The sequence below is a fragment of the Microlunatus antarcticus genome (assembly GCF_014193425.1).
In the GTDB taxonomy this organism is placed as follows: Bacteria; Actinomycetota; Actinomycetes; order Propionibacteriales; family Propionibacteriaceae; genus Microlunatus; species Microlunatus antarcticus.
This window is the reverse complement of record NZ_JACHZG010000001.1, coordinates 283,678-306,568: the sequence shown is the minus strand read 5'-3', so window position 1 is coordinate 306,568 and position 22,891 is coordinate 283,678. Positions and strand designations below refer to the sequence as shown.

Below are 22,891 nucleotides of genomic sequence, written 5' to 3'. Positions count from 1 at the left end.
GTGGGAACGGTGCCGGGCCTCGGCTGGTCTAGCGGCTGAGGATCAGCTCTTGGCGGCCTCGCCGGGCTCCTCGAAGCCCTCGAACCCCTCTTCGATGATCCCGTCGAACTCCACCGGCGGCGAGTCGGGAGCAGCGTCCCGCTTGTGGCCGACGAAGGTGAACGGGTTCTCCGAACCGGGGTCGGCGACGTCGACGACGACGATCTCCCCGGGGTTGAGCTCGGAGAAGAGGATCTTCTCCGCGAGGTGGTCCTCGATGTCGCGCTGGATCGCGCGGCGCAGCGGACGGGCGCCGAGCACGGGGTCGTAGCCCCGGGCCCCGACGAGCTCCTTGGCCGCGGTCGTGAGCTCGATGCCCATGTCCCGGTCCTTCAGGCGCAGCTCGACCTGGGCGATCATCAGGTCGACGATCCGGACGATGTCCTCCTGCGTGAGCTGGCGGAACACGACGATCTCGTCGACGCGGTTCAGGAACTCGGGGCGGAAGTGCTGCTTGAGCTCGTCCGCCACCTTCGCCTTCATCTTCTCGTACGACCCCTCGGCGTTCGTCGAGGCACTGAACCCCAGGGACACGCTCTTGGCGATGTCCCGGGTGCCCAGGTTGGTCGTCATGACGATGACGGTGTTCTTGAAGTCGACCACCCGGCCCTGGGCGTCGGTCAGGCGACCTTCGTCCAGGATCTGCAGCAGCGAGTTGAAGATGTCCGGGTGGGCCTTCTCGACCTCGTCGAAGAGGACCACGCTGAACGGCTTGCGCCGCACCTTCTCGGTGAGCTGGCCGCCCTCCTCGTACCCGACGTAGCCGGGAGGCGAGCCGAACAGCCGCGAGGCGGTGTGCTTCTCGGAGTACTCGCTCATGTCGAGCTGGATGAGCGCGTCCTCGTCGCCGAAGAGGAACTCGGTCAGCGCCTTGGTCAGCTCGGTCTTCCCGACGCCCGAGGGGCCGGCGAAGATGAACGAGCCGCTCGGCCGCTTGGGGTCCTTCAGACCCGCCCGCGTACGCCGGATCGAGCGCGAGAGCGCCCGGACGGCGTCGTGCTGGCCGATGTAGCGCTTGCCGAGCTCGTCCTCCATGTGGATGAGGCGGGCCGACTCCTCCTCGGTGAGCTTGAACACCGGGATGCCCGTGGCCGTGGAGAGGACCTCGGCGATGATCTCCTCGTCCACCTCCGCCACCACGTCGAGGTCGCCCGACTTCCACTGCGCCTCACGCTCGGCGCGCGACGACAGCAGCTTCTTCTCGTCGTCGCGGAGACCCGCGGCGCGCTCGAAGTCCTGCGCGTCGATCGCCGCCTCCTTCTCGAGGCGGACGCTGGCGACCTTCTCGTCGAACTCGCGCAGGTCCGGCGGTGCGGTCATGCGACGGATCCGAAGTCGGGCGCCGGCCTCGTCGATCAGGTCGATCGCCTTGTCCGGGAGGAACCGGTCGGAGATGTACCGGTCGGCCATCTGCGCCGCGGCCACGAGGGCCTGGTCGGTGATGGTGACGCGGTGGTGCGCCTCGTAGCGGTCACGCAGCCCGCGCAGGATGTCGATCGTGTGCGCGATCGACGGCTCGGCGACCTGGATCGGCTGGAAGCGGCGCTCCAGCGCGGCGTCCTTCTCGACGTACTTGCGGTACTCGTCGAGCGTCGTGGCGCCGATGGTCTGCAGCTCGCCACGGGCCAGCATCGGCTTCAGGATGCTGGCGGCGTCGATGGCGCCCTCGGCGGCACCCGCACCCACGAGGGTGTGGATCTCGTCGATGAAGAGCACGACGTCGCCGCGGGTCTTGATCTCCTTGAGCACCTTCTTGAGGCGCTCCTCGAAGTCACCGCGGTAACGGCTGCCGGCCACCAGCGCGCCGAGGTCGAGGGTGTAGATCTGCTTGTCCCGCAGCGTCTCGGGCACGTCGCCGCGCACGATCGCCTGGGCCAGGCCCTCGACGACCGCCGTCTTGCCGACGCCGGGCTCGCCGATCAGCACCGGGTTGTTCTTGGTGCGTCTGCTGAGCACGGTCATCACGCGCTCGATCTCGGTCTCCCGACCGATGACCGGGTCGAGATTGTTCTCGCGCCCGGCCTGGGTCAGGTTGCGGCCGAACTGGTCGAGCACCATCGAGGACGACGGCGTCGAGCCCTGCTCGGGAGCACCGGACGTCGCGGCCTCCTTGCCCTGGAATCCCGAGAGCAGCTGGAGGACCTGGTTGCGCACACGGTTGAGGTCGGCGCCGAGCTTGACGAGGACCTGCGCGGCAACACCCTCGCCCTCGCGGATGAGGCCGAGAAGAATGTGCTCGGTCCCGATGTAGCTGTGGTTGATCTGCAGCGCCTCGCGGAGGCTCAGCTCCAGGACCTTCTTGGCCCGGGGGGTGAACGGAATGTGTCCGCTGGGGCTCTGCTGGCCGTGGCCGATGATCTCTTCGACCTTCTGGCGGACGGCCTCGAGGGAAATGCCGAGGGACTCCAGCGCCTTTGCGGCGACGCCCTCGCCCTCGTGGATGAGGCCGAGCAGGATGTGCTCGGTCCCGATGTAGTTGTGGTTGAGCATGCGGGCTTCTTCTTGCGCCAGCACGACGACGCGACGCGCCCGGTCGGTGAACCTCTCGAACATGCTTTCGGTGCTCCTCGCTCTACGGTGCGGACGCCCGTCGGCGACTGCACTCCAGCGCGTCTCATGCTAGTCGCGGGAGCAGACACCCCGAGGGCCGTGGATCCGATGGACCACGTCACCCCGACGTCGGGGGCTCTCGGACGTTCCGTGCTGGTGACAACGTCGTGACGGCCCCGCACGATTCCCCACGCAGGAGGAGCGGAGACACGCGTACGCCCGGCGGGCGAGCCGTTCGTGCACGAGGAACGCCCCGGACGAACGAGCCGTTCGCCCAGGGCGCAACACTTCGGTCGGGCCTGGGGTGGTGCCTCGGCTCAGCCGTGCGCCTTGTCGTACGCGTCACGGACCTCGGCGGACACGCGTCCGCGGCTCGAGACCTCGTAGCCGTTCTCCTGGGCCCACGCGCGGACGTCGCTGGTGTTCGCCCCGCTGCCGTTCTCCGCGGGCCTCGGCGCCGGTGCGCCAGCGGTCGCCCGCTTGCGTCGGCCGCCGGTCCGGCGGGCCACTGCGACCCATTGCGCGAGGGCGTCGCGCAGGCCCTGGGCATTCTCCGTGGACAGGTCCACCTCGTACTCGGCCCCGTCGAGACCGAAAAGGACGGTCTCGTCGGCCTGGGAGCCGTCTAAATCGTCTTCGAGTATCACCTGCACCCGCTGAGCCATTGTCTTCCCCTTTCTTTGCATCGATTTCCTGACAGGAGGACGATAGCGCAGCCGAGGGCAAAAAGTTTCAGACCAGGTCCATAGCAATATCGAGAATTGGCGCGGAATGCGTGATCGCCCCGACCGCGATGAAGTCGACACCCGTACGGGCCACGGAAGCGGCGGACGCCAGCGTCAGACCACCGCTCGCCTCGAACCGCGCACGCCCCTTCAGCGACGTGACGACCTCGGTCATCGTGGCGAGGCTCATGTTGTCGAGCAGGACCTCCGTGGCACCGGCGGCGACGACCGCCTCGGCCTGCTCGGGGGTCGTGACCTCGACCTGCACCCACAGGTCCGGGAACATGGCCACCACCCGCTCGTACGCCGGCACGACGCCGCCCGCGGCCAGGACGTGGTTGTCCTTGATCAGCGCCGCGTCGGCGAGCGACAGACGGTGGTTGACGCCGCCGCCGACCCGGACGGCGTACTTCTGCAGCATCCGCAGGCCCGGCGTCGTCTTCCGCGTGTCCCGAACCCGCGCGCCGGTGCCCTCCAGCGCGTCGACCCAGGCCCGGGTGGCGGTCGCCACGCCCGAGGTGAGGGTCAGCAGGTTCAGCGCCACGCGCTCGGCCGTGAGAAGCGCCCGCGTGCCGCCGTCGACGCGGACGAGCACGTCGCCGGTCTCGACCCGGTCCCCCTCGTCGGCCAGGACCTCGACCACGAACGGTCCGGGCGACCCGACGACGCTCGTGAGCACGACGGCGAGCACGTACGCGGCCACGGGCAGGCCGGCGACCACCCCCGGGCGTCGGGCCACGAGCTCGGCGGTGGCGACCGCGTCGGCGGCGATGGTGGCGACCGACGTGACGTCGACGCCCTTCCCGGTGCCGGTCGGCAGGACCCCGCGACCGCCCAGGTCCTCGCCGAGCGCCTCCGCGACGATGACGGCGAGGGCGGAGACGTCCAGCCCGACCGAGGCGACGTACGCCTCGGCCTGCGCCAGGTCGGTGATGCGTACGGTCATCGGTCGACCTCTCCCTCGGGTGACCTGGTGCTGCCGACCGGCGTCAGGCGGTGCACCAGCCGGCCGTCCTCGGACTGCACCACGAGGTGGCGCTGCCACGACTCCCGGCGCTCGCCGAAGTCGTCGCGCCAGTGCGCGCCGCGCGACTCCTCCCGCCGTCCAGCGGAGGACAGCACGGCGACGGCCACGCAGAGCAGGTTCGTCGCCTCCCACGCGGCCAGGCCCGGCTCCGTCGTCCGCCGCCCGGCCAGCCGGTCGAGGCTGCTCGCCGCGCGGTCGAGGCCGGTCGCGTTCCGCAGGCCGCCGCAGTCGCGGCTCATCGTCCGCTGCAGCGCCGGCACCACGGCCGGGTCCACGAGCCAGCCCTCCCGGTCGTCGTCGAGCGGCTCGCGGAGCGGCGGCAGGTCCCGCGCCAGGGACCCGGCGATGCGCGCGGCGAAGACCAGGCCCTCGAGCAGCGAGTTGGAGGCCAGCCGGTTGGCGCCGTGGACCCCGGACGAGGCGACCTCGCCGCAGGCGTAGAGCCCGGCCAGGTTCGTGGCGCCCTCGAGGTCGGTCTCGACCCCGCCGCAGAAGTAGTGGGCCGCCGGCGCGACCGGGATGAGGTCGGTCACGGGGTCGATCCCGGCCACCCGGCAGCTGTGCAGGATCGTCGGGAAGCGGACCCGCCAGGTCTCCTCGCCGAGCATCCGGCCGTCGACGTAGACGTGGTCGGACCCCTCGCGGGCCATCTCCTTCATGATCGCCTTGGCGACGACGTCGCGGGGGGCGAGCTCGGCGAGCTCGTGCTGGCCGACCATGAAGCGCTCGCCGACGGAGTTCACCAGCAGCCCGCCCTCGCCGCGGACGGCCTCGCTGACCAGCGGCAGCTGGCCGCGGGCCCCCGTGCCCAGGAACAGCACCGTCGGGTGGAACTGGATGAACTCGACGTCGCGCAGCCGGGCCCCGGCCCGCAGCGCCGCCGCGACCCCGTCACCGGTGGAGACGGGCGGGTTGGTGGTGACGGCGTAGATCTGGCCGATGCCGCCGGTCGCCAGCACCACGGCCCGGGCGCGTACGGCCCCGACGCCCTGGCGGCTGCCCTCGCCGAGCACGTGCAGGGTGATCCCGGCGACGGCCGGCGCCCCGTCCTCGGTCACGGCCTGCAGCAGGTCGAGCACCAGCGCCTGCTCCACGATCTCGATGCCCGGGTCGGCCTTGACGGTGGCGACCAGGGCGCGCTCGATCTCCGCGCCCGTGGCGTCGCCGCCCGCGTGCGCGATGCGGTTGCGGTGGTGCCCGCCCTCGCGGGTCAGGGCGAGGCGCCCGGCGGCGTCCAGGTCGAACTGCGTGCCACGCTCCACGAGCGTCGCGACCTCGTCCGGGCCCTCGCTGACGAGCACCTCGACCGCAGCCGGCTCGCAGAGACCGGCCCCGGCCACGAGGGTGTCGGTGACGTGCTCGGCGACCGTGTCGCCCTCGGCCTGGACCGAGGCGATGCCGCCCTGCGCCCACCGGGTCGAGCCCGCGGCCACGACGTCCTTGGTGACCACCATGACCCGGGTTTCCCGACCCATCCGCTCGCGGCACTCGAGCGCGGCGGTCAGGCCCGCGACCCCGGAGCCCACGACGACCACGTCGACCTCGCGGACCCAGCCGGGGGGCTCCGAGGCGAGGCGGCGCGGCAGCGGCGGGCCGGCCTGCGGTGGGAGGGGGGCGTCCGGGACGGCCCGTGTCGGAACATCACGTTCGGCGCGCTCGTCGTCGAGCTCGGCCGTCGTCGGCAGCATGGACCCATGGTCCTCCATCGCCCGCCCGCTCCCGCGCCGACGCCGGGGTCGCGGACGGGAGGTTCCTGGCGCTCCTGGCGCGCGGCGTGGACGGAGGCGGCGTACGGGCCCGACGGCTTCTGGTCGACGCAGCGTCCGGGCGGGCACTTCAGCACCGGCGTCGGCGTCGGGCCGCTCGTCGCGGAGGCCGTCGCCGGGGTGGTGCCGAAGGGTGGGCGGGTCGTCGTCGACGTCGGTGCCGGGGACGGCCACCTGCTGTCCCACCTGGTCCACCGGCTGCCGGACGTCGCGCTGGTCGGCGTCGACCGCCGGGCGCGACCGCCGGGGCTCGACCCGCGGGTGGCCTGGGTCGAGGACCACCATGACGTCGACACCGGGCGCTGGGTGGTCGGCCCCGACGGGTGGACCGAGGGGGCGGCGCCGCTGCTGGTCGCCCACGAGTGGCTGGACGACCTCCCCGTCGCGGTCGTGGAACGTTCCGCCGACGACTGGCGCGAGGTCGAGGTCGACGACGACGGCCACGAACGCGTCGGCCCGGCCCCCGCGGCCGACGACCGCGCGTGGCTGGCGCGCTGGTGGCCCGAGGGCCGGCGGGCCGAGGTGGGCCGGGCCCGCGACGTCGCCTGGGCGGCACTGGTCCGGTCCGCCGTACGCCGTGGTGGCCGTGCGCTAGCCGTCGACTACGGCCACGAGGCCGGCAGTCGACCGGCGGACGGGACGTTCCTCGCGTACGGGGCGGGCCGGCAGCGGGCCGCGGTGCCCGACGGCCGGGTCAACCTCACCGCCGGCGTCGCCGTCGACGCCCTGGGCGCCGCGGGCGAGGCGACCGGGGCGGCGACGCTGCTGCTGCGTCCGCAGGCGAAGGTGCTCACCGCGGTGCCGGACGCCCCGGCGGACGCGCTCGGCGCGCTCGTCCGGCGCAGCGAACGGGCGGCCCTGACCGCGCTCGACCGGTGGGGCGACCTCTGGTGGCTGCTGCAGGGCTCACCCACCTAGCCTGAGCCGGTGCCCACCCCCCTGCGCGTCCTCGTCGGCGCGCTCGGGCCGGGCGTCCTGCCGACCTCGGCCACGGAACCTCCCCCGACCGGCACGGTGCTGCTGGACCTGGGGCCCGAGCACCCGAGCGGCACCGGGCTCGTCGAGCTGCGGCTGTGGGTCGAGCACGGCCTCGTCAGCGACGCGACGGTGGTCGTCGGCGCCCTGCACCGCGGGGTCGAGAAGCTGTTCGAGGTCCGCGACTACCGCCAGGTCCTGATGCTGGCCGACCGGCACGACTGGCAGGCGCCGTACGCCGCCGAGCTCACGGTCGCGCTGACCTGCGAGCAGCTGCTCGGGCTCGAGGTCCCGCCGCGGGCCGTCTGGCTGCGCACGCTCCTCGCCGAGCACACGCGGCTGCTGAGCCACCTCGGCTTCCTCGCCTGGGTGCCGTTCCGGCTGGGCGTCCCCTCCCCCACCGCCGCGCTGCGCGAGGTGCTGCGGCTCCAGCTGCAGCACCTGACCGGCAACCGGGTGCACCCGATGGTCAACCGGGTCGGAGGGCTGGCCGCCGACGCCGACGCCGCCTGGCTCGACGCCGAGCGCGCGGTGCTGGCCGACGTCCGCACCGTCGCCGACCGCCTGGGGACCTGGCTCGACGACCCCGTCCTGCGGGACCTGACCACCGGGACGGCCGTCCTCTCCCGCGAGCTCGTCGCCGCGCACGGGGTCACCGGACCGGCCGCGCGCGCCGGCGGGCTCGACGTCGACCTGCGGACGCAGCGGCCCTACCTCGCGTACGCCGAGCTCGCCGACCTGCTGGTGCCGAGCCCGGAGACCTCCGGCGACGCGGCCGCGCGGCTGGCGACGCTGGTGCACGAGCTCCGGGTCTCCGCCGACCTCGTCGAGGCGTGCGTCGAGCGGCTGGGCTCGCTGCCCGGGGACGTCGCGGTCCGGCTCGGCAAGGTCGTCCGCCTGCCCGAGGGCGAGGCGTACGTCGCGACCGAGGCGCCGCTGGGCGTGTCGGGGGTGTTCCTGGTGTCGCGGGGCGACAAGACGCCCTGGCGACTCAAGCTGCGGACGCCGTCGTTCAACCACGTCTCCGCCCTCGAGCCGCTGCTCGTCGGCCTGCCCGTCGACGCGATCGAGGCGACGCTCGCCTCGGTCGGCTACGTCGTCGGCGACCTCGACAAGTGACCACCGCGACGAGCACGCAGGCTCTCAGCCACGCACGCCCGCGAGCGTCGGGGACCGGGCGCCGGTCCGTCTGGACGAGCGAGCGAGTGCGACAACGCTTTTCCGTCGTGCTCGCGAGCGAGGAAGACGGAGCGCTCGAGCGCCCGGTGCGCGAGCGGGCAGCCCAGACTAGACAGCGAAGCGGCGGGTGGTCTCGTAGTTCGGCAGGACCATGGCGAGCTCGGCCATCTCGGCGTCGATCACGTGGTGCTCGTCAACGGGACGCGTGCGGCGCGGGAGCGCGTGCACCTCGGCGTCGGCCTGGGCGCTGATCTGCGCGGCCAGCTCGCTCTGCTGGGCGCGGACGGCGAGCAGCGCGGCCTCCTGGTCGCGCAGGCTGGCGCGGAAGAGCCCGATCAGCCCGTCGCGCTCGGCGACCTGCTCCTGGAGGGCGTCGCGCTCGGTGGTCAGGACCCCGACCTCGCCGCGCAGGTGGGTGATGGTCGCCCGCTGACCCACCACGACCATGCCAGTGCTGCTCAACCGCTCGCCGAGCGCGTCGACGACCTCCGCGTTGCGCGTGCGCTCGGTGCGGAGCGCGTCGCCGTGGCGCCGGTCGGCGACCAGCAGGCGGTGCGCGTGCCGACGCCGGGCGTCGGCCAGCTCGCGCCAGGCCAGCAGGCAGGTGGCGATGCAGGTCACGACGGCGACGACGACCCCGGCCCGCACGAGCCAGACGGGGCCAAGCGTGGCCGCCAGCGCGAGGACGCTGCCGACGACCAGGACGGTCTGGGTGGTGCGGTGGGCCCGGGCGACCGGCTCACGCCGAGCGGCGTCCCCCGGACGTCGGGAAGGGGCCGGTCGAGAGCTCATGGGAGGACCCTAGGTCGGGTCGCGGTCCGCTCCAGGGAGCCACGCGGAGCACCGCTGAGCGCGGCAGGAGACGCGCCTCACTCCTCGGCCTCGAGGCGCCGGCGCTCACGTTCCTCGTCCTCGTCGACGGGCACGCGGCAGGCCCGTTCCAGGAGCAGCCCGGCGACGCAGAGGCCCACCCCGCCGACCACGGCCACCAGCGAGCGGACGACCCGCTCGCGGGGACCCTCGGCCTCGATCCGGCCGACGAAGGAGAGGGCGTAGCCGAGGTAGCCGCCGGCCACGAGGGCTCCCCCGAGGGCGGACGCCTTGCCCAGCACGAGGAACGCGACGGCCCGCTGCGGCTCCATCCGCTCACGGCGGACCTGGATCTGCTGGTGCGTCGACCGGGCGAGCGCCCCGACCAGCGCGGCGACGACGAGCAGCCCGACCGGGGCCGACCAGGGGATCGACGGCGGGGCGACGTCGAGCGCCTCGGTCGAGACGGCCAGCAACCAGCCCGCCAGCCCGCCGAAGAGCGCGGCGACGGCCAGCGCCCGCCGGGGCGTGCTGGTGACCTGGTTGCCGCTGGGGGCCTGGCTCATCCTCGGTCTGACGTCCGGCGTCAGTCGATGACCAGGTCGTCGCGACGGGTGATCCCGGCGTCGTCGACCTCGGCCACCAGCGCGGCGAGCGGACCCTGCCCCGGGACCTCGCCCTGCGGGTCGACGGCGAACCACGGGACGAGCACGAAGCCGCGCTCGTGCGCGAGCGGGTGCGGCAGGCGCAGGTCCTCGTGGTCGACGACCGCCGCGCCCACCATGATCAGGTCGACGTCGAGCGTGCGCGGGGCCCAGTGGCTCGTGCGCTCGCGCCCGTACGCGTCCTCGATGGCCAGCGCCCGCTCGAGGAGCGTGCGGGGCTCGAGGGTCGTCTCGGCCACGACGACGAGGTTGAGGAAGTCGGGGCTGTCCTCGGGACCGCCGACCGGGCTCGTCTCGTAGACCGGGGAGACGTCGACGACGATCACGTCCGGGGTGTCGCGGAGCGCGTCGACCGCGCCCTGCAGGTTGCCCTGGCGGTCGCCGAGGTTGGAGCCGATCGAGTAGACGACCTTGCGGAGCGGCTTCATGCCGCTGAGGGTGTCGGTGTCGATCGCGTGCGGGTTGGGGCTGGTCATGGGCGGCTCCTGGTGAGCGTGACGGCCACGTCGGTGAACGCGACCCCGATGGGCGCCTCGGGCTTGTGCACCGTGACCTCGACCTCGGTGACCGCCGCCTGGCGCAGGCAGGTCTGCGCGATGCGTTCGGCGAGGGCCTCGATCAGGTTCAGCGGCTCCCCCTGGACGTCGGCCACGACGGCCTCCGCGAGGGTCCCGTAGTCGACGGTGCGGCTCAGGTCGTCCGACGTCGAGGCGGGTGAGAGGTCGAGGGCGAGCGCGACGTCGACGACGAAGTGCTGACCCTGCTCGCGCTCGTGGTCGAACACGCCGTGGCGTCCCCGCGCACGCAGGCCCGTGAGCACCACGCGGTCGCGCACGACCACCGGTGCGGCGGCCCGTGCCACCTCGCGCGCAGCGCTCGTCATCCCACCTCCCCAGGCACGGCGACCTTATCCGACGTCGCGGGGGCGTCCGCGCGCTCGGTGGACAGCCGCCGGACGACCTCCACCGCGTCGCGGTTGGCCCGGACGGCGTGCACCCGGACCCCCCACACCCCCTGCTGGGCGAGCAGCGCGGTCAGCGCGACGGTCGCGTCGTCCCGTCCCCGCGGCGGCCGCGGTGCACCGTCGGGACCGGCGAGCAGGCTGCCCAGGAACGACTTGCGCGACACCCCGACGAGCTGCGGCAGGCCCAGCGCGGCGACCTCGTCGAGGCGGTCCAGCAGCTCCCAGCTGTGGTCCCCCGTCTTGGCGAAGCCGAAGCCCGCGTCCACCACCAGGCGGTCCTCGCCGACACCCGCTGTTCGGGCAAGTTTCACCTGCTCGGACAGCTCGCGGGCCACGTCGGCGACCACGTCGTCGTACGTCGCCCGCCCCTGCATCTCGCGCGCGTGGCCCCGCCAGTGCATGCAGACGTACGCGACCCCGAGCCCGGCGACGACCTCGAGCATGCGGGGGTCGGCCCGGCCGCCGGAGACGTCGTTGACCAGGCAGGCCCCCGCCTCCACCGCCGCGCTCGCGACCTCGGACCGCATCGTGTCGACGCTGACGCTCGCCCCGGCCGCCACCAGCCCCTCGACCGTGGGCAGCACCCGCCGCAGCTCCTCGTCGAGGCCGGGCCGCTCGGCCCCGGGCCGGGTCGACTCGCCCCCGACGTCCACGACGTCCGCGCCTTCGGCGAGCAACGCCAGCCCGTGCTCGAGCGCCGCCTCGGGCGCGAACCAGGTGCCCCCGTCGGAGAACGAGTCCGGGGTGACGTTCACGACGCCCATCACCAGGGTCCGTCCCGGGGCCGGGAGCCCGGCCACGACGGGATAGCTCATCGCCACACCCTAAGCGGCCTGGTGGGAGGCACCTCGGTGCTTATGCTCGTGCGGTGCCGCCCCCCTCCGACCCCTGGGCGCCCCCGGGACCGCCGTCCGGCGAGGGCCCCGGCCGAGGGCGCGGCTGGCTCTTCGCGGTCGGCGTCGTCTCAGCGCTGGTCCTCACGGGGATCGTCGCCACGGTGGTCGTCCTCGCGATGCGGACGGACGGCACGACGCCCACGGCGGCCAGCCCCGCGGCCACCCGCTCGGCCGCACCGCGGGCGGTCCCGGCTCCCGGCAGCCCCACGCCGACCCCCACGGCCACGCCGACCCCCACGCCCGCCGTGACGCCGGCGTCCACGACGTCACCCACGGCCGCTCCCCAGGCACCGCTGCCCACCGCGCCGACGCAACCGGCCCCCGCGCCCGGGCCGGACCGCAGCCTCAAGACCAACGCCCTCTACGGCGTCGACCTCGGCAAGGCCTCCGTCTCCTGCGACCTGAAGGTGCGCCGGCCCAAGCCGCCGCTGGCGGACAAGAAGCTGCAGCCCTACCTGACCGACGTCGTCGACTGCCTGACGAAGGTCTTCGAGGGCCCGCTCGCCGCGCAGGGCTTCACCCTCGAGCAGCCGAAGGTGCAGACGTACCACAAGCGGGTCGAGACCCCCTGCGGCGACTTCGGCCAGAGCGGTTCGCCGGCGTACTACTGCTCGGGCACGCGCACCATCTACTGGCCCGACACCGTCGACGACGGGCGGGAGGCGTACACGTTCGCGCGGCTCGGCTATGTCGGCCTGGTCGCCCACGAGTTCGGTCACCACCTGCAGAAGACGACCGGGATGCTCGACGCGTACGCGATGGCGCACGAGAAGGCGACGTCGAAGGGCGGCTCGAAGAAGGAGGGGTACGCCCTCAGCCGGCGCCTCGAGCTCCAGGCTCAGTGCTTCGAGGGCGTGTTCCTGCACGCGACGGCCAAGGACCTGGACGTGTCGTCCAAGGACCGCCGCGAGCTGAAGGCATGGCACAGCTACACCGGCGACGAGGACCCGCCGGACGACCGGAAGCCGGACCATGGTTCGTCGAAGTCGCAGTTCGGTTGGCTCGACCGCGGCCTCGACTCCGGCGACTTCGCCGACTGCAACACCTGGACGGCGTCGGCCTCGAAGGTCGGCTGACCTCTGCTCGGCGTGCTCGGTCCAGGGTGAGGTGAGTTGCCGGGCGCTCCTCGGGAGGCGGCGCTTCGCAACCATCCGCCCGGGCGCCGTCGCGTACGCCCCTTGCTGCTGGTTCGTCGCGCCCGGGCTCCCGCCAGACCCATCCACGCTCAGCGCCGCCTCCCGAGGATCACCCTTCACGGAGAACCTCCTGCCCCCACGCCCGCTCTTCCTCCAGGAAACGCTGACTCCCGACACCTCCGCTGGCCGGCCGGATGTCGTGGGTCAGCGGTTTCTTGGAGGGAGGGGACGCGGTCGGAGCAGGTGGGGGTTGCGGGCAGGGGCGTTCAGGAGCGGATGAGGTGCATCGCCTCGGCGCGGGTGGTGGCGCTGGTGCGGAGGTGGCCGCGTACGGCGCTGGTGACGGTGCGGGAGCCGGGCTTGCGGACGCCGCGCATGGTCATGCAGAGGTGCTCGCACTCGATGACGACGATCACGCCGCGCGGGGAGAGGTAGCGCTCGAGGGCGTCGGCGATCTGCGTCGTCATGCGCTCCTGGACCTGCGGGCGCTTGGCGTAGACGTCGACGAGGCGAGCGAGCTTGGACAGGCCGGTGATGCGGCCGTCCCGGCTGGGGATGTAGCCGATGTGCGCCACCCCGGTGAAGGGGACGAGGTGGTGCTCGCAGCTGCTCCAGACCTCGATGTCCTTGACCAGCACGAGCTCGTCGTGGCCGAGGTCGAAGGTCGTGGCCAGCACGTCGGCGGGGTCCTGGCGCAGCCCCGCGAACATCTCGGTGTACGCCCGGGCGACGCGTTCCGGGGTCTTCTGCAGACCGTCACGGTCGGGGTCCTCGCCGATGGCGAAGAGGATCTCGCGGACGGCGGCGGCGATGCGCGGCTCGTCGATCGGCGGTCGTTCGTCGGGCGGGTTCTCGTCGACCTCGAGCGCGAGGTCGGGAGTGTCAGGGCGGCTCACCACCCCATCCTCGCCGAGCGAGGTGGGGCGGTGGGCAGCGCCCTCAGCGGAAGTCGGGACCGCGCGGCGGCAGCGTGCCGCCACCGGCCGGGCCCTGCGGCAGCTGCGGCGGCACCGGGGACTGGCCCGGAGGGATCTGAGCCCCGCCGGCGGGGACGCCCTCGGGCTCGGGCGCGTGTCCGTTGGAGCCGTGACCGTTGGAGCCGTTGGAGCCGTTGGTGCCGTTCGAGCCGTTCAGCCCACGGGGCCCGTCGCCGTTGATGCGCGGCGGGGGCGTCACGGGCGGCAGCTCGGACGGGACGCGGCTGTCCGAGCCCGTCCAGGCCGGGCGCTTCGGCCAGAGCCGCAGGTTCTGGAAGATCCCGGCCACCGCGGCCCGGTCGAGCGTCTCGTGCTCGAACAGCGCGCGGACGAGGTCGTCCAGCACGTCCCGGTTGGCGGTCAGGATGTCGAAGGCCTCCTGGTGGGCCGTGCTGATGAGGCGCGAGATCTCCTCGTCGACGACCGCCGCGATCTCCTCGGAGTAGTCGCGGCCCTGGCCGTAGTCGCGGCCCAGGAATGGCTCGGAGTCACCGGTGCCGAGCTTGATGGCCCCGAGACGCTCGGTCATGCCGTACTGCGTGACCATCGCCTTGGCGACGCCGGTCGCCTTCTCGATGTCGTTGCTCGCGCCGGTGGTCGGGTCGTGGAAGACCAGCTCCTCCGCCGCGCGGCCGCCCATCATGTACGCGAGCTGGTCGAGCAGCTCGGCGCGGGTGTTGGAGTACTTGTCGTTCTCCGGCAGCACCATCGTGTAGCCGAGCGCACGACCACGCGGCAGGATCGTGATCTTCTGTACGGGGTCGGTCCCCGGGAGCGCCGCCGCGACGAGCGCGTGGCCGCCCTCGTGGTACGCGGTGACGAGCTTCTCCTTCTCGTTCATCAGCCGGCTGCGCTTCTGCGGCCCGGCGATGACGCGGTCGATCGACTCGTCCAGGAACGCGTTGGTGATGATCTTGGCGTTCGAGCGGGCGGTGAGCAGCGCGGCCTCGTTCAGGACGTTGGCCAGGTCCGCACCGGTGAAGCCCGGCGTACGGCGGGCGACCGACTCGAGGTCGACGTCCGGGGAGACCGGCTTGCCCTGCGAGTGCACCTTGAGGATCTGCAGGCGCCCCTTCATGTCGGGGTTGTCCACCGGGATCTGCCGGTCGAAGCGCCCGGGGCGCAGCAGCGCCGGGTCGAGGACGTCGGGCCGGTTCGTCGCCGCGATGAGGATGACCCCGCCGCGGACGTCGAAGCCGTCCATCTCGACCAGGAGCTGGTTGAGCGTCTGCTCACGCTCGTCGTGGCCCCCGCCCATGCCGGCTCCGCGGTGACGACCGACGGCGTCGATCTCGTCGATGAAGATGATGGCGGGCGCGTTCTCCTTGGCCTGCTCGAAGAGGTCGCGCACGCGGCTCGCGCCGACACCCACGAACATCTCGACGAAGTCCGAGCCAGAGATGGAGAAGAAGGGGACCCCGGCCTCGCCGGCGACGGCCCGCGCGAGCAGCGTCTTGCCCGTACCGGGCTGGCCGTACAGCAGCACGCCCTTGGGGATCTTGGCGCCGACGGCCTGGAACTTGGCGGGCTCGGAGAGGAACTCCTTGATCTCCTGGAGCTCCTCGACGGCCTCGTCGGCCCCGGCGACGTCCGCGAACGTGGTCTTGGGCGTGTCCTTGTTGGCCACCTTGGCCTTGGACTTGCCGAACTGCATGACCCGGCTGCCGCCGCCCTGCACGGAGTTGAGCAGGAAGAAGAAGACCACCGCTATGAGGATGAACGGGATCAGCGTGGCGAGGAGGTTCGACAGGAAGCTGGGCTGCGGGTTCTCGCCCACCCAGGTGTCGAGGGTCTTGTCCGCCACCCGCTGGTTGAGCCGGTCGATCAGCTGGTCGCTCTGGTTGCCCACCCAGACGGCCTCGAGCTTCTGCTGCGGGGTGGCCTTCGTCGTGACCTGGATGGTCTGCTCACGGTCCTTGAGCACCACCTCGGACAGCGGCTCGTTGCCGTTGATGAGGGCGACGACCGTCGAGGTGGGCTCCTCCTTGAAGCCACCGCTGAGGCGGGTGCTGAAGTCGATCAGCAGCCCCACGGCGATGACCGCGAGCACGATCCAGATGAGCGGACCGCGGAAGATGCGCTTGAGGTTCATACCTGCCTTGAGAGTCGGGAGCAGCACGCCCGAAGGAACGGCGTGCCCTCAAGGCGCCAGGCTACCGGTGCCGGGCAAAGTGCAGAGCCCCGTATGCGGCCCCGGTCGGAGCCCGGGCGCGCCGGTGTCAGCCGTGCGTCAGCTGTAGACGTGCGGCGCGAGGGTCGCCACGCCGGTGAGGTTCCGGTAGCGCTGGTCGTAGTCGAGGCCGTAGCCGACGACGAACTCGCTGGGGATGTCGAAGCCGACGTAGCGCACCTCGACGGGCATCTTGAGCGCCTCCGGCTTGCGGAACGCAGTCAGGACCTCGAGGCTCGCCGGGTTGCGGGAGCGCAGGTTGCTGATCAGGTACGACAGGGTCAGGCCGGTGTCCACGATGTCCTCGACCACCAGGACGTGCATCCCGGCGATGTCGGTGCTGAGGTCCTTGAGGATCCGCACGACGCCCGACGACTTGGTGCCCGAGCCGTACGAGGAGATGGCCATCCAGTCCATCCGGCAGTGGATCGACAGCGCCCGCGAGAGGTCGGCCATGATCATCACCGCGCCGTTCAGGACCCCGACGAGCAGGACGTCCTTGCCGGCGTAGTCCTCGTCGACCTGGGCCGCCAGAGCGGCGATCCGGTCCTGCACCTCCTCGGGGGTGTACAGCACGCGGGACAGGTCGTTGCCGAGGGCCGAGACGTCCACGCGCTCAGACTGCCACAGGTCCGCCGGGCCCCGGCACCAGGAGCCGGGCGGGCAGGACATCCTGGGGTCCTGCCGCCGCCCCGGGTCACCGGCGCGGCCGCGGACCAGCGACGCCCGACCGAGGAGCCACCACGTGAGCACGGACAACCCCTTCGACCTGACCGGGCGGACCGCCCTCGTCACCGGCGGCAACCAGGGCCTCGGCCAGGCCTTCGCGCTGGGCCTGGCCCGGGCCGGTGCCCGGGTGGCGATCTCCGGACGCCGCACCGAGGCCAACGAGGCCGCGGCCGCGGAGGCCGCCGAGGCCGGGATCGAGCTCGTCACGATCGCCGCCGACATCACCGACGACGACCAGGTCACGTCGATGACCGAGCAGGCGCGCGACGCCTTCGGCGGACGCATCGACATCCTCGTGAACAACGCCGGCACCTGCTACCACGCGCCCTCGTTCGAGGTGACCGACAGCCAGTGGGCCGACGTCTTCGACCTCAACGTCCGCGCCCTGTGGAAGTGCTCGCTGTCCGTCGGCGCGCTGATGCGCGAGCAGGGCGCGGGCTCGATCGTCAACATCGGCAGCATGTCGGGGCTGATCGTCAACCGCCCGCAGTGGCAGCCCGCGTACAACGCGTCGAAGGCCGCCGTCCACCACCTGACGAAGTCCCTCGCCGTGGAGTGGGCTCCATACGGCATCCGCGTCAACGCGGTCGCCCCCGGCTACGTGAAGACGGCCATGGCGCCGGTCGACGACCCGCAGTTCTACCGCCACTGGATCGAGGACGCGCCCCAGCAGCGCGCCGCCCTGCCCGAGGAGATCGCCCCGAGCGTGGTGTTCCTGGCCAGCGACGCCTCGAGCTTCATCACCGGCTCGATCCTCGTCGCCGACGGGGGCTACTCCGCGGTCTGAGGCCTCTCTCGTACGACTCTGCGCCCCGCCAGCCACCTTGCGCCCGTTCCTGCGGGCGCAAGGAGGCCGGCGGGGTTCAACGTCGCGCCGCTGCTCGGGCGAAGGCCCTCCGAAGGCGCTCGGCGATCACGTCCGGTCGTCGTAGGTCGGCCCAGATCCAGCGCACGACCTCCCAGCCCAGGTCGCGCAGCAGGTCCTCGCGCACCTTCTCGTCGAACACTGCCCGCTCCGGCCGCCCTCCCGGAGCCAGCCTCCGCCCGTACTTGATCTTGCCGTCGAACTCGGCGACGACCCTCGGGCCGGCCCAGCCGAAGTCGCAGCGGGCGATGACGGATCCGTGCTCGTCCCTGACCTCCAGCTGCGGCTCGGGGTCGCCCTCAGGCAGGCGGATATCGCGGATCAGTAAGCGGCTCAGGCTCTCGCCCGCGCTCTCCGCCCGCCCGTCCATCAGCCCCACCGCGTGGCGCGCTCGTCCGACACCCGGACGTCGGGCCGACCTCTCGAGCGCACGATCGAGCTCGTCCCGGCTCCGGAGACGGGCCAGGGCGGCGTCTCCAGTCACCACCGCGCTCTCCGGACGGCTGCTCCGTGCGAGGTCCACGACCGTACGGGCGAGGGCCGTCGTCGCGATCCCGTCGAGGAGGACGACGTCACCCTCGCCCAGGCCGGCGGCGTGCAGGTGGACGCCCCCGCGATTCTTCCCGGCACGTGCGTCCCCGCGCGTCACCTGGACCCGCGGCGGTGGCGGGTCGAGCAGCGGGAGACCGTGGAGGACGGCGGCCGACGCATGACTGACGACGGCTCCGTCGGCGAGCAACGGAACCGTGGCGTGCACCATCGCGCGGTGCCGCGCGACCGCATCCGCGACCGCGTCCGGCTCGACGTAGGCCCCGCGCCGCAGGTGGAGCAGCTCCCCGCTCCTCACCTTCCTGGCGCGCTCGGCGCTGCCCATTCCCTGCGAGCGCAGGTCGGCCGTCGTCTGGATGCCCCCCATGAGCAGCAAGCCGATCACGCCCTGCGCCGCTCGAGCCCGAGCGCGATGACATCTGTGGACAGCTCGGCGACGTTGCGCCCGCTCAGTCACCTTGCGCCCGTTCCTGCGGGCGCAAGGACGCCGCAGGGGTTCAGAGTGCGCGGAGGAGGCCGTCCGTACGCCCCACGCGGAGGCCGGGCAGGTGGGCCGGGCCCTGGCCGTGCCAGTCCGTGACCAGGGCGTCGACCGCGGCGAGGTGGTCGGCGGTCAGGTCGTGGGCGCCGAGGGTGCGGAGCCAGTCGCGCAGGACCCGGGTGCGCAGCGCGGTGGGCAGGGTGGCCAGGTGCGCGCAGGCCAGGCCGCCCTCGCGCTCGGCCCCGGACCTGGCGTCGGCCGCGAGCCGGTCGAGCAGGTCCGCGTCGGCGCGCAGCAGCTCAGCGGAACGGGCCAGCGCGGCCGCCACGCCCGGGCCCAGCTCGGCCTCGAGGACCGGCAGCACCGTCGAGCGGACGCGGACGCGGGCGTACGCGGGGTCGGCGTTGTGCGGGTCGGACCACGGCGCCAGCCCGAGCTCGTCGCAGCACGCGACGGTGGTCGCGCGCGGCAGCCCGAGCAGGGGCCGGAGCCGCCCGTCACCGCGGACGGCCATGCCGGCCAGCGAGCGCGCCCCCGAGCCCCGGGCCAGCCCCAGCAGCACCGTCTCGGCCTGGTCGTCGCGGGTGTGGCCGAGCAGCAGCGTGGCGCCGCGGTCCTCGCACTCCGACCGCAGAGCCGCGTACCGGACCTCCCGAGCGGCGGCCTCCGGACCGGCGCCGTAGGTGCGGGCGACCTCGCCGCGCACCACCGTCACGTCCTCGTACCCGAGCCCGGTCAACGCGACCCGCGCCGCGTCGGCCACCTCCGCGGAACCCTCCTGCAGCCCGTGGTCGACGACCACCGCCGCGTACGCCCGTCCCGACGCCCGCGCGACGTGGGCCACGCCCGCCGCCAGGGCGAGCGAGTCCGGCCCGCCGGAGCAGGCGACCAGCAGGGAGGTGTCCGCCGGCTCGAGCGCGGCCGCGACCGCCTGGACGACAGCCAGGGTCGCCGGACCGAGGGCCCGCCGGGACAACGCGTGAGCTCGGTCGACGGTCAGCCGGCGGGCGGGGTCGCGGGCTCGGGGTGGTTGCGGATCACCCAGAGCTGCGGGTTGGCGATCTCGGCCCGGCTGGGCAGCGTGTCCGGGGAGGTCCACACCCGGTTGAGCCCGTCCATCCCGACCTCGTCGAGGACGTGGCGGCAGAAGGCGGCGCCGTCGCGGTACTGCCGCATCTTGGCGTCGAGGCCGAGCAGCCGCCGGATGATCTTGTCGGGCCCCTGGCCCTGGCGCCGGACGTCGAACTTCGCCCGGATCTGCGCGACGCTCGGGACGACCTCGGGCCCGACGCTGTCCATCACGACGTCGGCGTGACCCTCGAGCAGCGACATCACGGCGGTGATCTCGTCCACGATCACCCGCTGCGCCGGGGTCTGCACGAGGTCGACGACCGACAGCTCCTCGCCCGTCCGGACGCCCTCGGCGATCCGGCGGACGGCCTCGCGCACGACCTGGCCGAGGACGCCGTTGTCGAGGTCGGCGGTGGCGATCAGCCGGCCGATGAGGCCGAGCAGGTGGTCGCGCAGCCACGGCACCGCCGTGAACTGCACGCGGTGGGTCTCCTCGTGCAGGCACACCCAGAGCCGGAAGTCGCTGGCCGGCACGCGCAGCACCCGCTCGATCTCCACGACGTTCGGCGCGACCAGCAGGAGCCGCCCCTGGGCGCCGTCCGGTCCGGTCCAGAAGGGGTCGAACTGCCCGAGGACCTTGGGCGCTAGATAGCTCAGCAGGACGCCCACCTCGGCCCCGGTGACCCGCGAGCCGAGGCTCACCGCGCGCGGGCTGGACGTCAGCTTGTCGGCTGCCAGGTCGGTCAGGGGGGTCAGCAGCATCCGGAACGCGTCCAGGTTGGCCTGGATCCAGCCCGCGCGGTCCACGACCAGCACCGGCGCATGGCCCGAGCTGGCGTCCAGCCCGGTCACCTCGGTGACGTAGCGCTCGGCCCGCGACGCCGCGTCCCTGAGCTCGGCCACCGTGGCGAGGGCGCCGTCCGCGGAGATCGCCGGGCCCGGCTTCACCAGGCGCGTGGCGGTGCTGCGGGCGAGCGCCCAGTCGACCATGGGCGGCGCTTCGGCTGACATGACCCGAGCGTAGTTCCGTGACGGGCCGGCCGGGCCTCGGGCCGCCGACCGCTCAGCGGCAGCCGCAGGTGCTGATCGCCGCCGTGACGCGCTGCAGCCAGACCGTGGCGTTGTAGTCGTTCTTGGGGTCGTTGACCAGGAACGCGTACGCCAGCACCGACCCGTCGCGGGTGGTGATGGTCCCGGCGAGGCCGTGCACCTTGCTCAGGGTCCCCGTCTTGCCGCGGACGACACCGCGCCCGGCGAGGCTCTCGTCGTCGCCGAACCGGGTCGCGAGACTGCCCTCGACGCCGGCGACCGGCAGCCCGGTGATCAGCGGCCTCAGCTGGGGGTGGCTCTCCTCGCCGGCCACCCGCAGGAGCTTCGTCAGGGTCGCGGCCGGGATCCGCGTGCTGCGGGACAGCCCGCTGCCGTCGACCAGCCGCGTGCCCGACGTCCACGCCCCCAGGTCCTTCAGCCGCGCCGCGACCACCGCGGTCCCGTCGGCGAACGAGCCCTTGCGGCCCCCGGCGACCCCGGCCTGGCGCAGCAGCACCTCGGCGCCGTCGTTGTCGCTGGTCATGAGGACGTGCTCGACGATCCGTTCGAGGGTCATCGAGGAGACGGCCGCGAGGCGGGTCGCGTCCTTGCCCGCCCTGGCGGTGCTGACGCCACCGACGTCGATCCCCTGCTTCTCCAGCTGGGAGGCGAAGGCCTTCGCGGCGTCCTTCGCCGGGTCGCCCTCGCGCGGCCCGAGCACGCCGCCGCCCGGCGTCGTCCGGCCCTCGTTGACCCAGAGCGCCGAGACGCGCGACGCGACGTCGCCGTACGAGCCCGGCCAGGTCGGGTTCCAGGCCGGCCCCGAGAACAGGGACGCGTCGTAGCCGAGGGACACCTTGCGCACGCCGTCGGCCTTGAGGGCGGTGGCGGTCCGGCGGGCCAGGGTGCTCAGCGACGCACGGGTCGGCTGGTCGCTCGACCCCTTCTCCAGCAGGTACGGGTCCCCGCCGCCCACGAGGACGACCCGGCCCTTGCCCGCGGCCACCACCGAGGTGGTGAAGCGGTGCTCGGCGCCCAGCAGGTCGAGGGCCGCGGCGGCGGTGACGAGCTTGGTGGTCGAGGCGGGGATGGCCCCGCTGCCGGCGCGGTGGCTGAAGACGACCGCGCCCGTCCGCATGTCCCGGACCTCGCCGGAGTAGCCGCCCGAGTCCTTGACCTTCACCCCGCGGATGCGGTCGGAGAGCGCGGCGCCGGACACCGTGCCCTGGCCCTCGGTCCCGGCCAGGACGGGGGCCGGCAGCGCGACGGCGCCGTCCGGACCCGCGGTCGAGGGGGCTGCAGTCGAGGGGGCTGTGGTCGAGGGGGCTGCGGACGCGGCCGGGCTGGTCGCCCCCGCCGTACCGCTCGCGGACGGGTCGAGCGCGCTGGCGGGGAGGGTGCTGGGCGCGCGGGGCGTCTCGAGCCCGGCCGCCTCCAGACCCTGGCGGGCCACCGAGGCGAAGATGCCGCTGACCGCGCCGAGCACCAGGCCCGCCACCACCAGCAGCGCGACGACGGCCACGACGATCCGCTTGAGGTCCATCGGTGTCGCACTCCCTCCGTGGACGCTAGAGTCTGGCCTGCCTCGTCCGCACCCCCGGGCGGCATCACCGGTGCCGGCGCGTCGTGCCGCCCGGCCAGTCTAAGGAGGTCGGCATGACTGCACCCAACGCTGAGAAGGTACGCGAGCTCAGCGGCCTGACGTTCGACGTCACGGTCGAGATCCCCAAGGGGAACAAGAACAAGTACGAGGTCGACCACGAGACCGGGCGCATCCGGCTCGACCGGACCCTCTTCACCTCGACGGCCTACCCGGCTGACTACGGCTTCATCGAGGGCACGCTCGGCCAGGACGGCGACCCCCTCGACGCGCTCGTGATGGTGTCCGAGCCGACGTTCCCCGGCTGCCTGATCAAGTGCCGCGCGATCGCCATGTTCCGGATGACGGACGAGGCGGGCGGTGACGACAAGGTGCTCTGCGTGCCGGCCTCGGACCACCGCCGCGACCACCTGCGCGACATCACCGACGTGCGCGAGTACCTGCTGCTCGAGATCGAGCACTTCTTCACCGTCTACAAGGACCTCGAGCCCGGCAAGTCCGTCGAGGGCGCCACGTGGACCGGCGTGGACGAGGCCGAGAAGGAGATCCACGCGAGCTTCCAGCGCGCCGAGGGCACGAGCTTCGCGCTCGGGGCCTCCGGGCACTGATCGACGCCTGCGCCTTTCTCCCACGGATGGTCGGTCCGTGCGCTCCCAGGTCCTGAGCGCACGGATCTCGTCCCCCTCGG

21 protein-coding genes are annotated in these 22,891 nt (G+C 73.1%); 5 read left to right on the top strand and 16 right to left on the bottom strand.

Annotation, left to right across the window (positions count from 1 at the left end):
- Positions 1–42: 42 nt before the first annotated feature.
- The 4 genes from FHX39_RS01480 to FHX39_RS01465 form a co-directional block, all read right to left on the bottom strand.
- Entirely contained in the window at positions 43–2,592 is a 2,550-nt protein-coding gene (locus tag FHX39_RS01480; RefSeq protein WP_183336189.1) for an ATP-dependent Clp protease ATP-binding subunit, read from the bottom strand.
- 314 nt (positions 2,593–2,906) lie between these two features.
- Positions 2,907–3,254 carry a histone-like nucleoid-structuring protein Lsr2 gene (locus tag FHX39_RS01475; protein ID WP_183336187.1) on the bottom strand — a complete coding sequence of 116 codons (348 nt, stop codon included), beginning with the start codon at positions 3,252–3,254 and terminating at the stop codon, positions 2,907–2,909.
- A gap of 67 nt (positions 3,255–3,321) precedes the next feature.
- Positions 3,322–4,260, bottom strand: coding sequence for a carboxylating nicotinate-nucleotide diphosphorylase (nadC, locus tag FHX39_RS01470; RefSeq protein ID WP_183336185.1), 939 nt, complete (start codon positions 4,258–4,260; stop codon positions 3,322–3,324).
- Positions 4,257–6,029, bottom strand: coding sequence for an L-aspartate oxidase (locus FHX39_RS01465; protein ID WP_183336183.1), 1,773 nt, complete (start codon positions 6,027–6,029; stop codon positions 4,257–4,259). Before FHX39_RS01465 ends, nadC begins: the two co-directional genes overlap by 4 nt.
- A 6-nt stretch (positions 6,030–6,035) precedes the next feature.
- Here FHX39_RS01465 and FHX39_RS01460 point away from each other — a divergent pair, with 6 nt between their 5' ends.
- Both FHX39_RS01460 and FHX39_RS20840 read left to right on the top strand, forming a co-directional pair.
- Positions 6,036–7,025, top strand: coding sequence for an SAM-dependent methyltransferase (locus tag FHX39_RS01460; protein ID WP_183336180.1), 990 nt, complete (start codon positions 6,036–6,038; stop codon positions 7,023–7,025).
- 9 nt (positions 7,026–7,034) lie between these two features.
- Positions 7,035–8,201 (top strand): NADH-quinone oxidoreductase subunit D, encoded by a 1,167-nt coding sequence (locus FHX39_RS20840; protein WP_198423219.1) that lies wholly within the window; start codon positions 7,035–7,037, stop codon positions 8,199–8,201.
- Between the two features lie 168 nt (positions 8,202–8,369).
- Here the strand turns inward: FHX39_RS20840 and FHX39_RS01450 are convergent, their stop codons facing one another.
- The 5 genes from FHX39_RS01450 to folP form a co-directional block, all read right to left on the bottom strand.
- Entirely contained in the window at positions 8,370–9,053 is a 684-nt protein-coding gene (locus FHX39_RS01450; protein ID WP_183336178.1) for a hypothetical protein, read from the bottom strand.
- Between the two features lie 77 nt (positions 9,054–9,130).
- Positions 9,131–9,637 carry a DUF3180 domain-containing protein gene (locus tag FHX39_RS01445; protein ID WP_183336176.1) on the bottom strand — a complete coding sequence of 169 codons (507 nt, stop codon included), beginning with the start codon at positions 9,635–9,637 and terminating at the stop codon, positions 9,131–9,133.
- A 20-nt stretch (positions 9,638–9,657) separates the two neighbouring features.
- The gene (gene folK / locus FHX39_RS01440; RefSeq protein ID WP_183336174.1) at positions 9,658–10,212 is read right to left on the bottom strand and encodes a 2-amino-4-hydroxy-6-hydroxymethyldihydropteridine diphosphokinase; all 555 of its coding nucleotides are present in this window, start codon (positions 10,210–10,212) and stop codon (positions 9,658–9,660) included.
- Positions 10,209–10,619 carry a dihydroneopterin aldolase gene (gene folB, locus FHX39_RS01435; protein ID WP_183336172.1) on the bottom strand — a complete coding sequence of 137 codons (411 nt, stop codon included), beginning with the start codon at positions 10,617–10,619 and terminating at the stop codon, positions 10,209–10,211. Before folB ends, folK begins: the two co-directional genes overlap by 4 nt.
- Positions 10,616–11,515, bottom strand: coding sequence for a dihydropteroate synthase (gene folP / locus FHX39_RS01430; RefSeq protein ID WP_183336170.1), 900 nt, complete (start codon positions 11,513–11,515; stop codon positions 10,616–10,618). Before folP ends, folB begins: the two co-directional genes overlap by 4 nt.
- Before the next feature lie 53 nt (positions 11,516–11,568).
- Here folP and FHX39_RS01425 point away from each other — a divergent pair, with 53 nt between their 5' ends.
- A complete protein-coding gene (locus tag FHX39_RS01425; RefSeq protein WP_183336168.1) occupies positions 11,569–12,672 on the top strand; it encodes a neutral zinc metallopeptidase in 1,104 nt (367 codons plus the stop codon).
- 326 nt (positions 12,673–12,998) lie between these two features.
- Here the strand turns inward: FHX39_RS01425 and folE are convergent, their stop codons facing one another.
- The 3 genes from folE to hpt all read right to left on the bottom strand — a co-directional run bounded on the left by folE (position 12,999) and on the right by hpt (position 16,491).
- Positions 12,999–13,559 carry a GTP cyclohydrolase I FolE gene (folE, locus tag FHX39_RS01420; protein ID WP_332836923.1) on the bottom strand — a complete coding sequence of 187 codons (561 nt, stop codon included), beginning with the start codon at positions 13,557–13,559 and terminating at the stop codon, positions 12,999–13,001.
- A gap of 112 nt (positions 13,560–13,671) precedes the next feature.
- Positions 13,672–15,801, bottom strand: coding sequence for an ATP-dependent zinc metalloprotease FtsH (ftsH, locus tag FHX39_RS01415; protein ID WP_183336164.1), 2,130 nt, complete (start codon positions 15,799–15,801; stop codon positions 13,672–13,674).
- A gap of 138 nt (positions 15,802–15,939) precedes the next feature.
- Positions 15,940–16,491: a hypoxanthine phosphoribosyltransferase gene (gene hpt, locus FHX39_RS01410; RefSeq protein ID WP_332836607.1), complete on the bottom strand. Its 552-nt coding sequence runs from the start codon at positions 16,489–16,491 to the stop codon at positions 15,940–15,942.
- Between the two features lie 133 nt (positions 16,492–16,624).
- On the opposite strand from hpt, the gene FHX39_RS01405 reads away from it, so the two are divergent.
- On the top strand, positions 16,625–17,395 hold the full coding sequence (locus FHX39_RS01405; protein WP_183336162.1) for an SDR family NAD(P)-dependent oxidoreductase: 771 nt from the start codon (positions 16,625–16,627) through the stop codon (positions 17,393–17,395).
- A 76-nt stretch (positions 17,396–17,471) separates the two neighbouring features.
- Here FHX39_RS01405 and FHX39_RS01400 read toward each other — a convergent pair whose 3' ends face one another.
- From FHX39_RS01400 to dacB, 4 genes are all read right to left on the bottom strand, one after another.
- Positions 17,472–18,407: a hypothetical protein gene (locus FHX39_RS01400; RefSeq protein ID WP_183336160.1), complete on the bottom strand. Its 936-nt coding sequence runs from the start codon at positions 18,405–18,407 to the stop codon at positions 17,472–17,474.
- Between the two features lie 112 nt (positions 18,408–18,519).
- The gene (gene tilS, locus FHX39_RS01395) at positions 18,520–19,479 is read right to left on the bottom strand and encodes a tRNA lysidine(34) synthetase TilS (RefSeq protein ID WP_183336158.1); all 960 of its coding nucleotides are present in this window, start codon (positions 19,477–19,479) and stop codon (positions 18,520–18,522) included.
- 20 nt (positions 19,480–19,499) lie between these two features.
- Entirely contained in the window at positions 19,500–20,585 is a 1,086-nt protein-coding gene (locus tag FHX39_RS01390) for a zinc-dependent metalloprotease (RefSeq protein ID WP_232530561.1), read from the bottom strand.
- Between the two features lie 52 nt (positions 20,586–20,637).
- The gene (gene dacB / locus FHX39_RS01385; protein WP_183336156.1) at positions 20,638–22,146 is read right to left on the bottom strand and encodes a D-alanyl-D-alanine carboxypeptidase/D-alanyl-D-alanine endopeptidase; all 1,509 of its coding nucleotides are present in this window, start codon (positions 22,144–22,146) and stop codon (positions 20,638–20,640) included.
- A gap of 113 nt (positions 22,147–22,259) precedes the next feature.
- Between dacB and FHX39_RS01380 the strand changes: the two genes are divergently transcribed.
- Positions 22,260–22,811, top strand: coding sequence for an inorganic diphosphatase (locus tag FHX39_RS01380; RefSeq protein ID WP_183336154.1), 552 nt, complete (start codon positions 22,260–22,262; stop codon positions 22,809–22,811).
- Positions 22,812–22,891 lie beyond the last annotated feature (80 nt).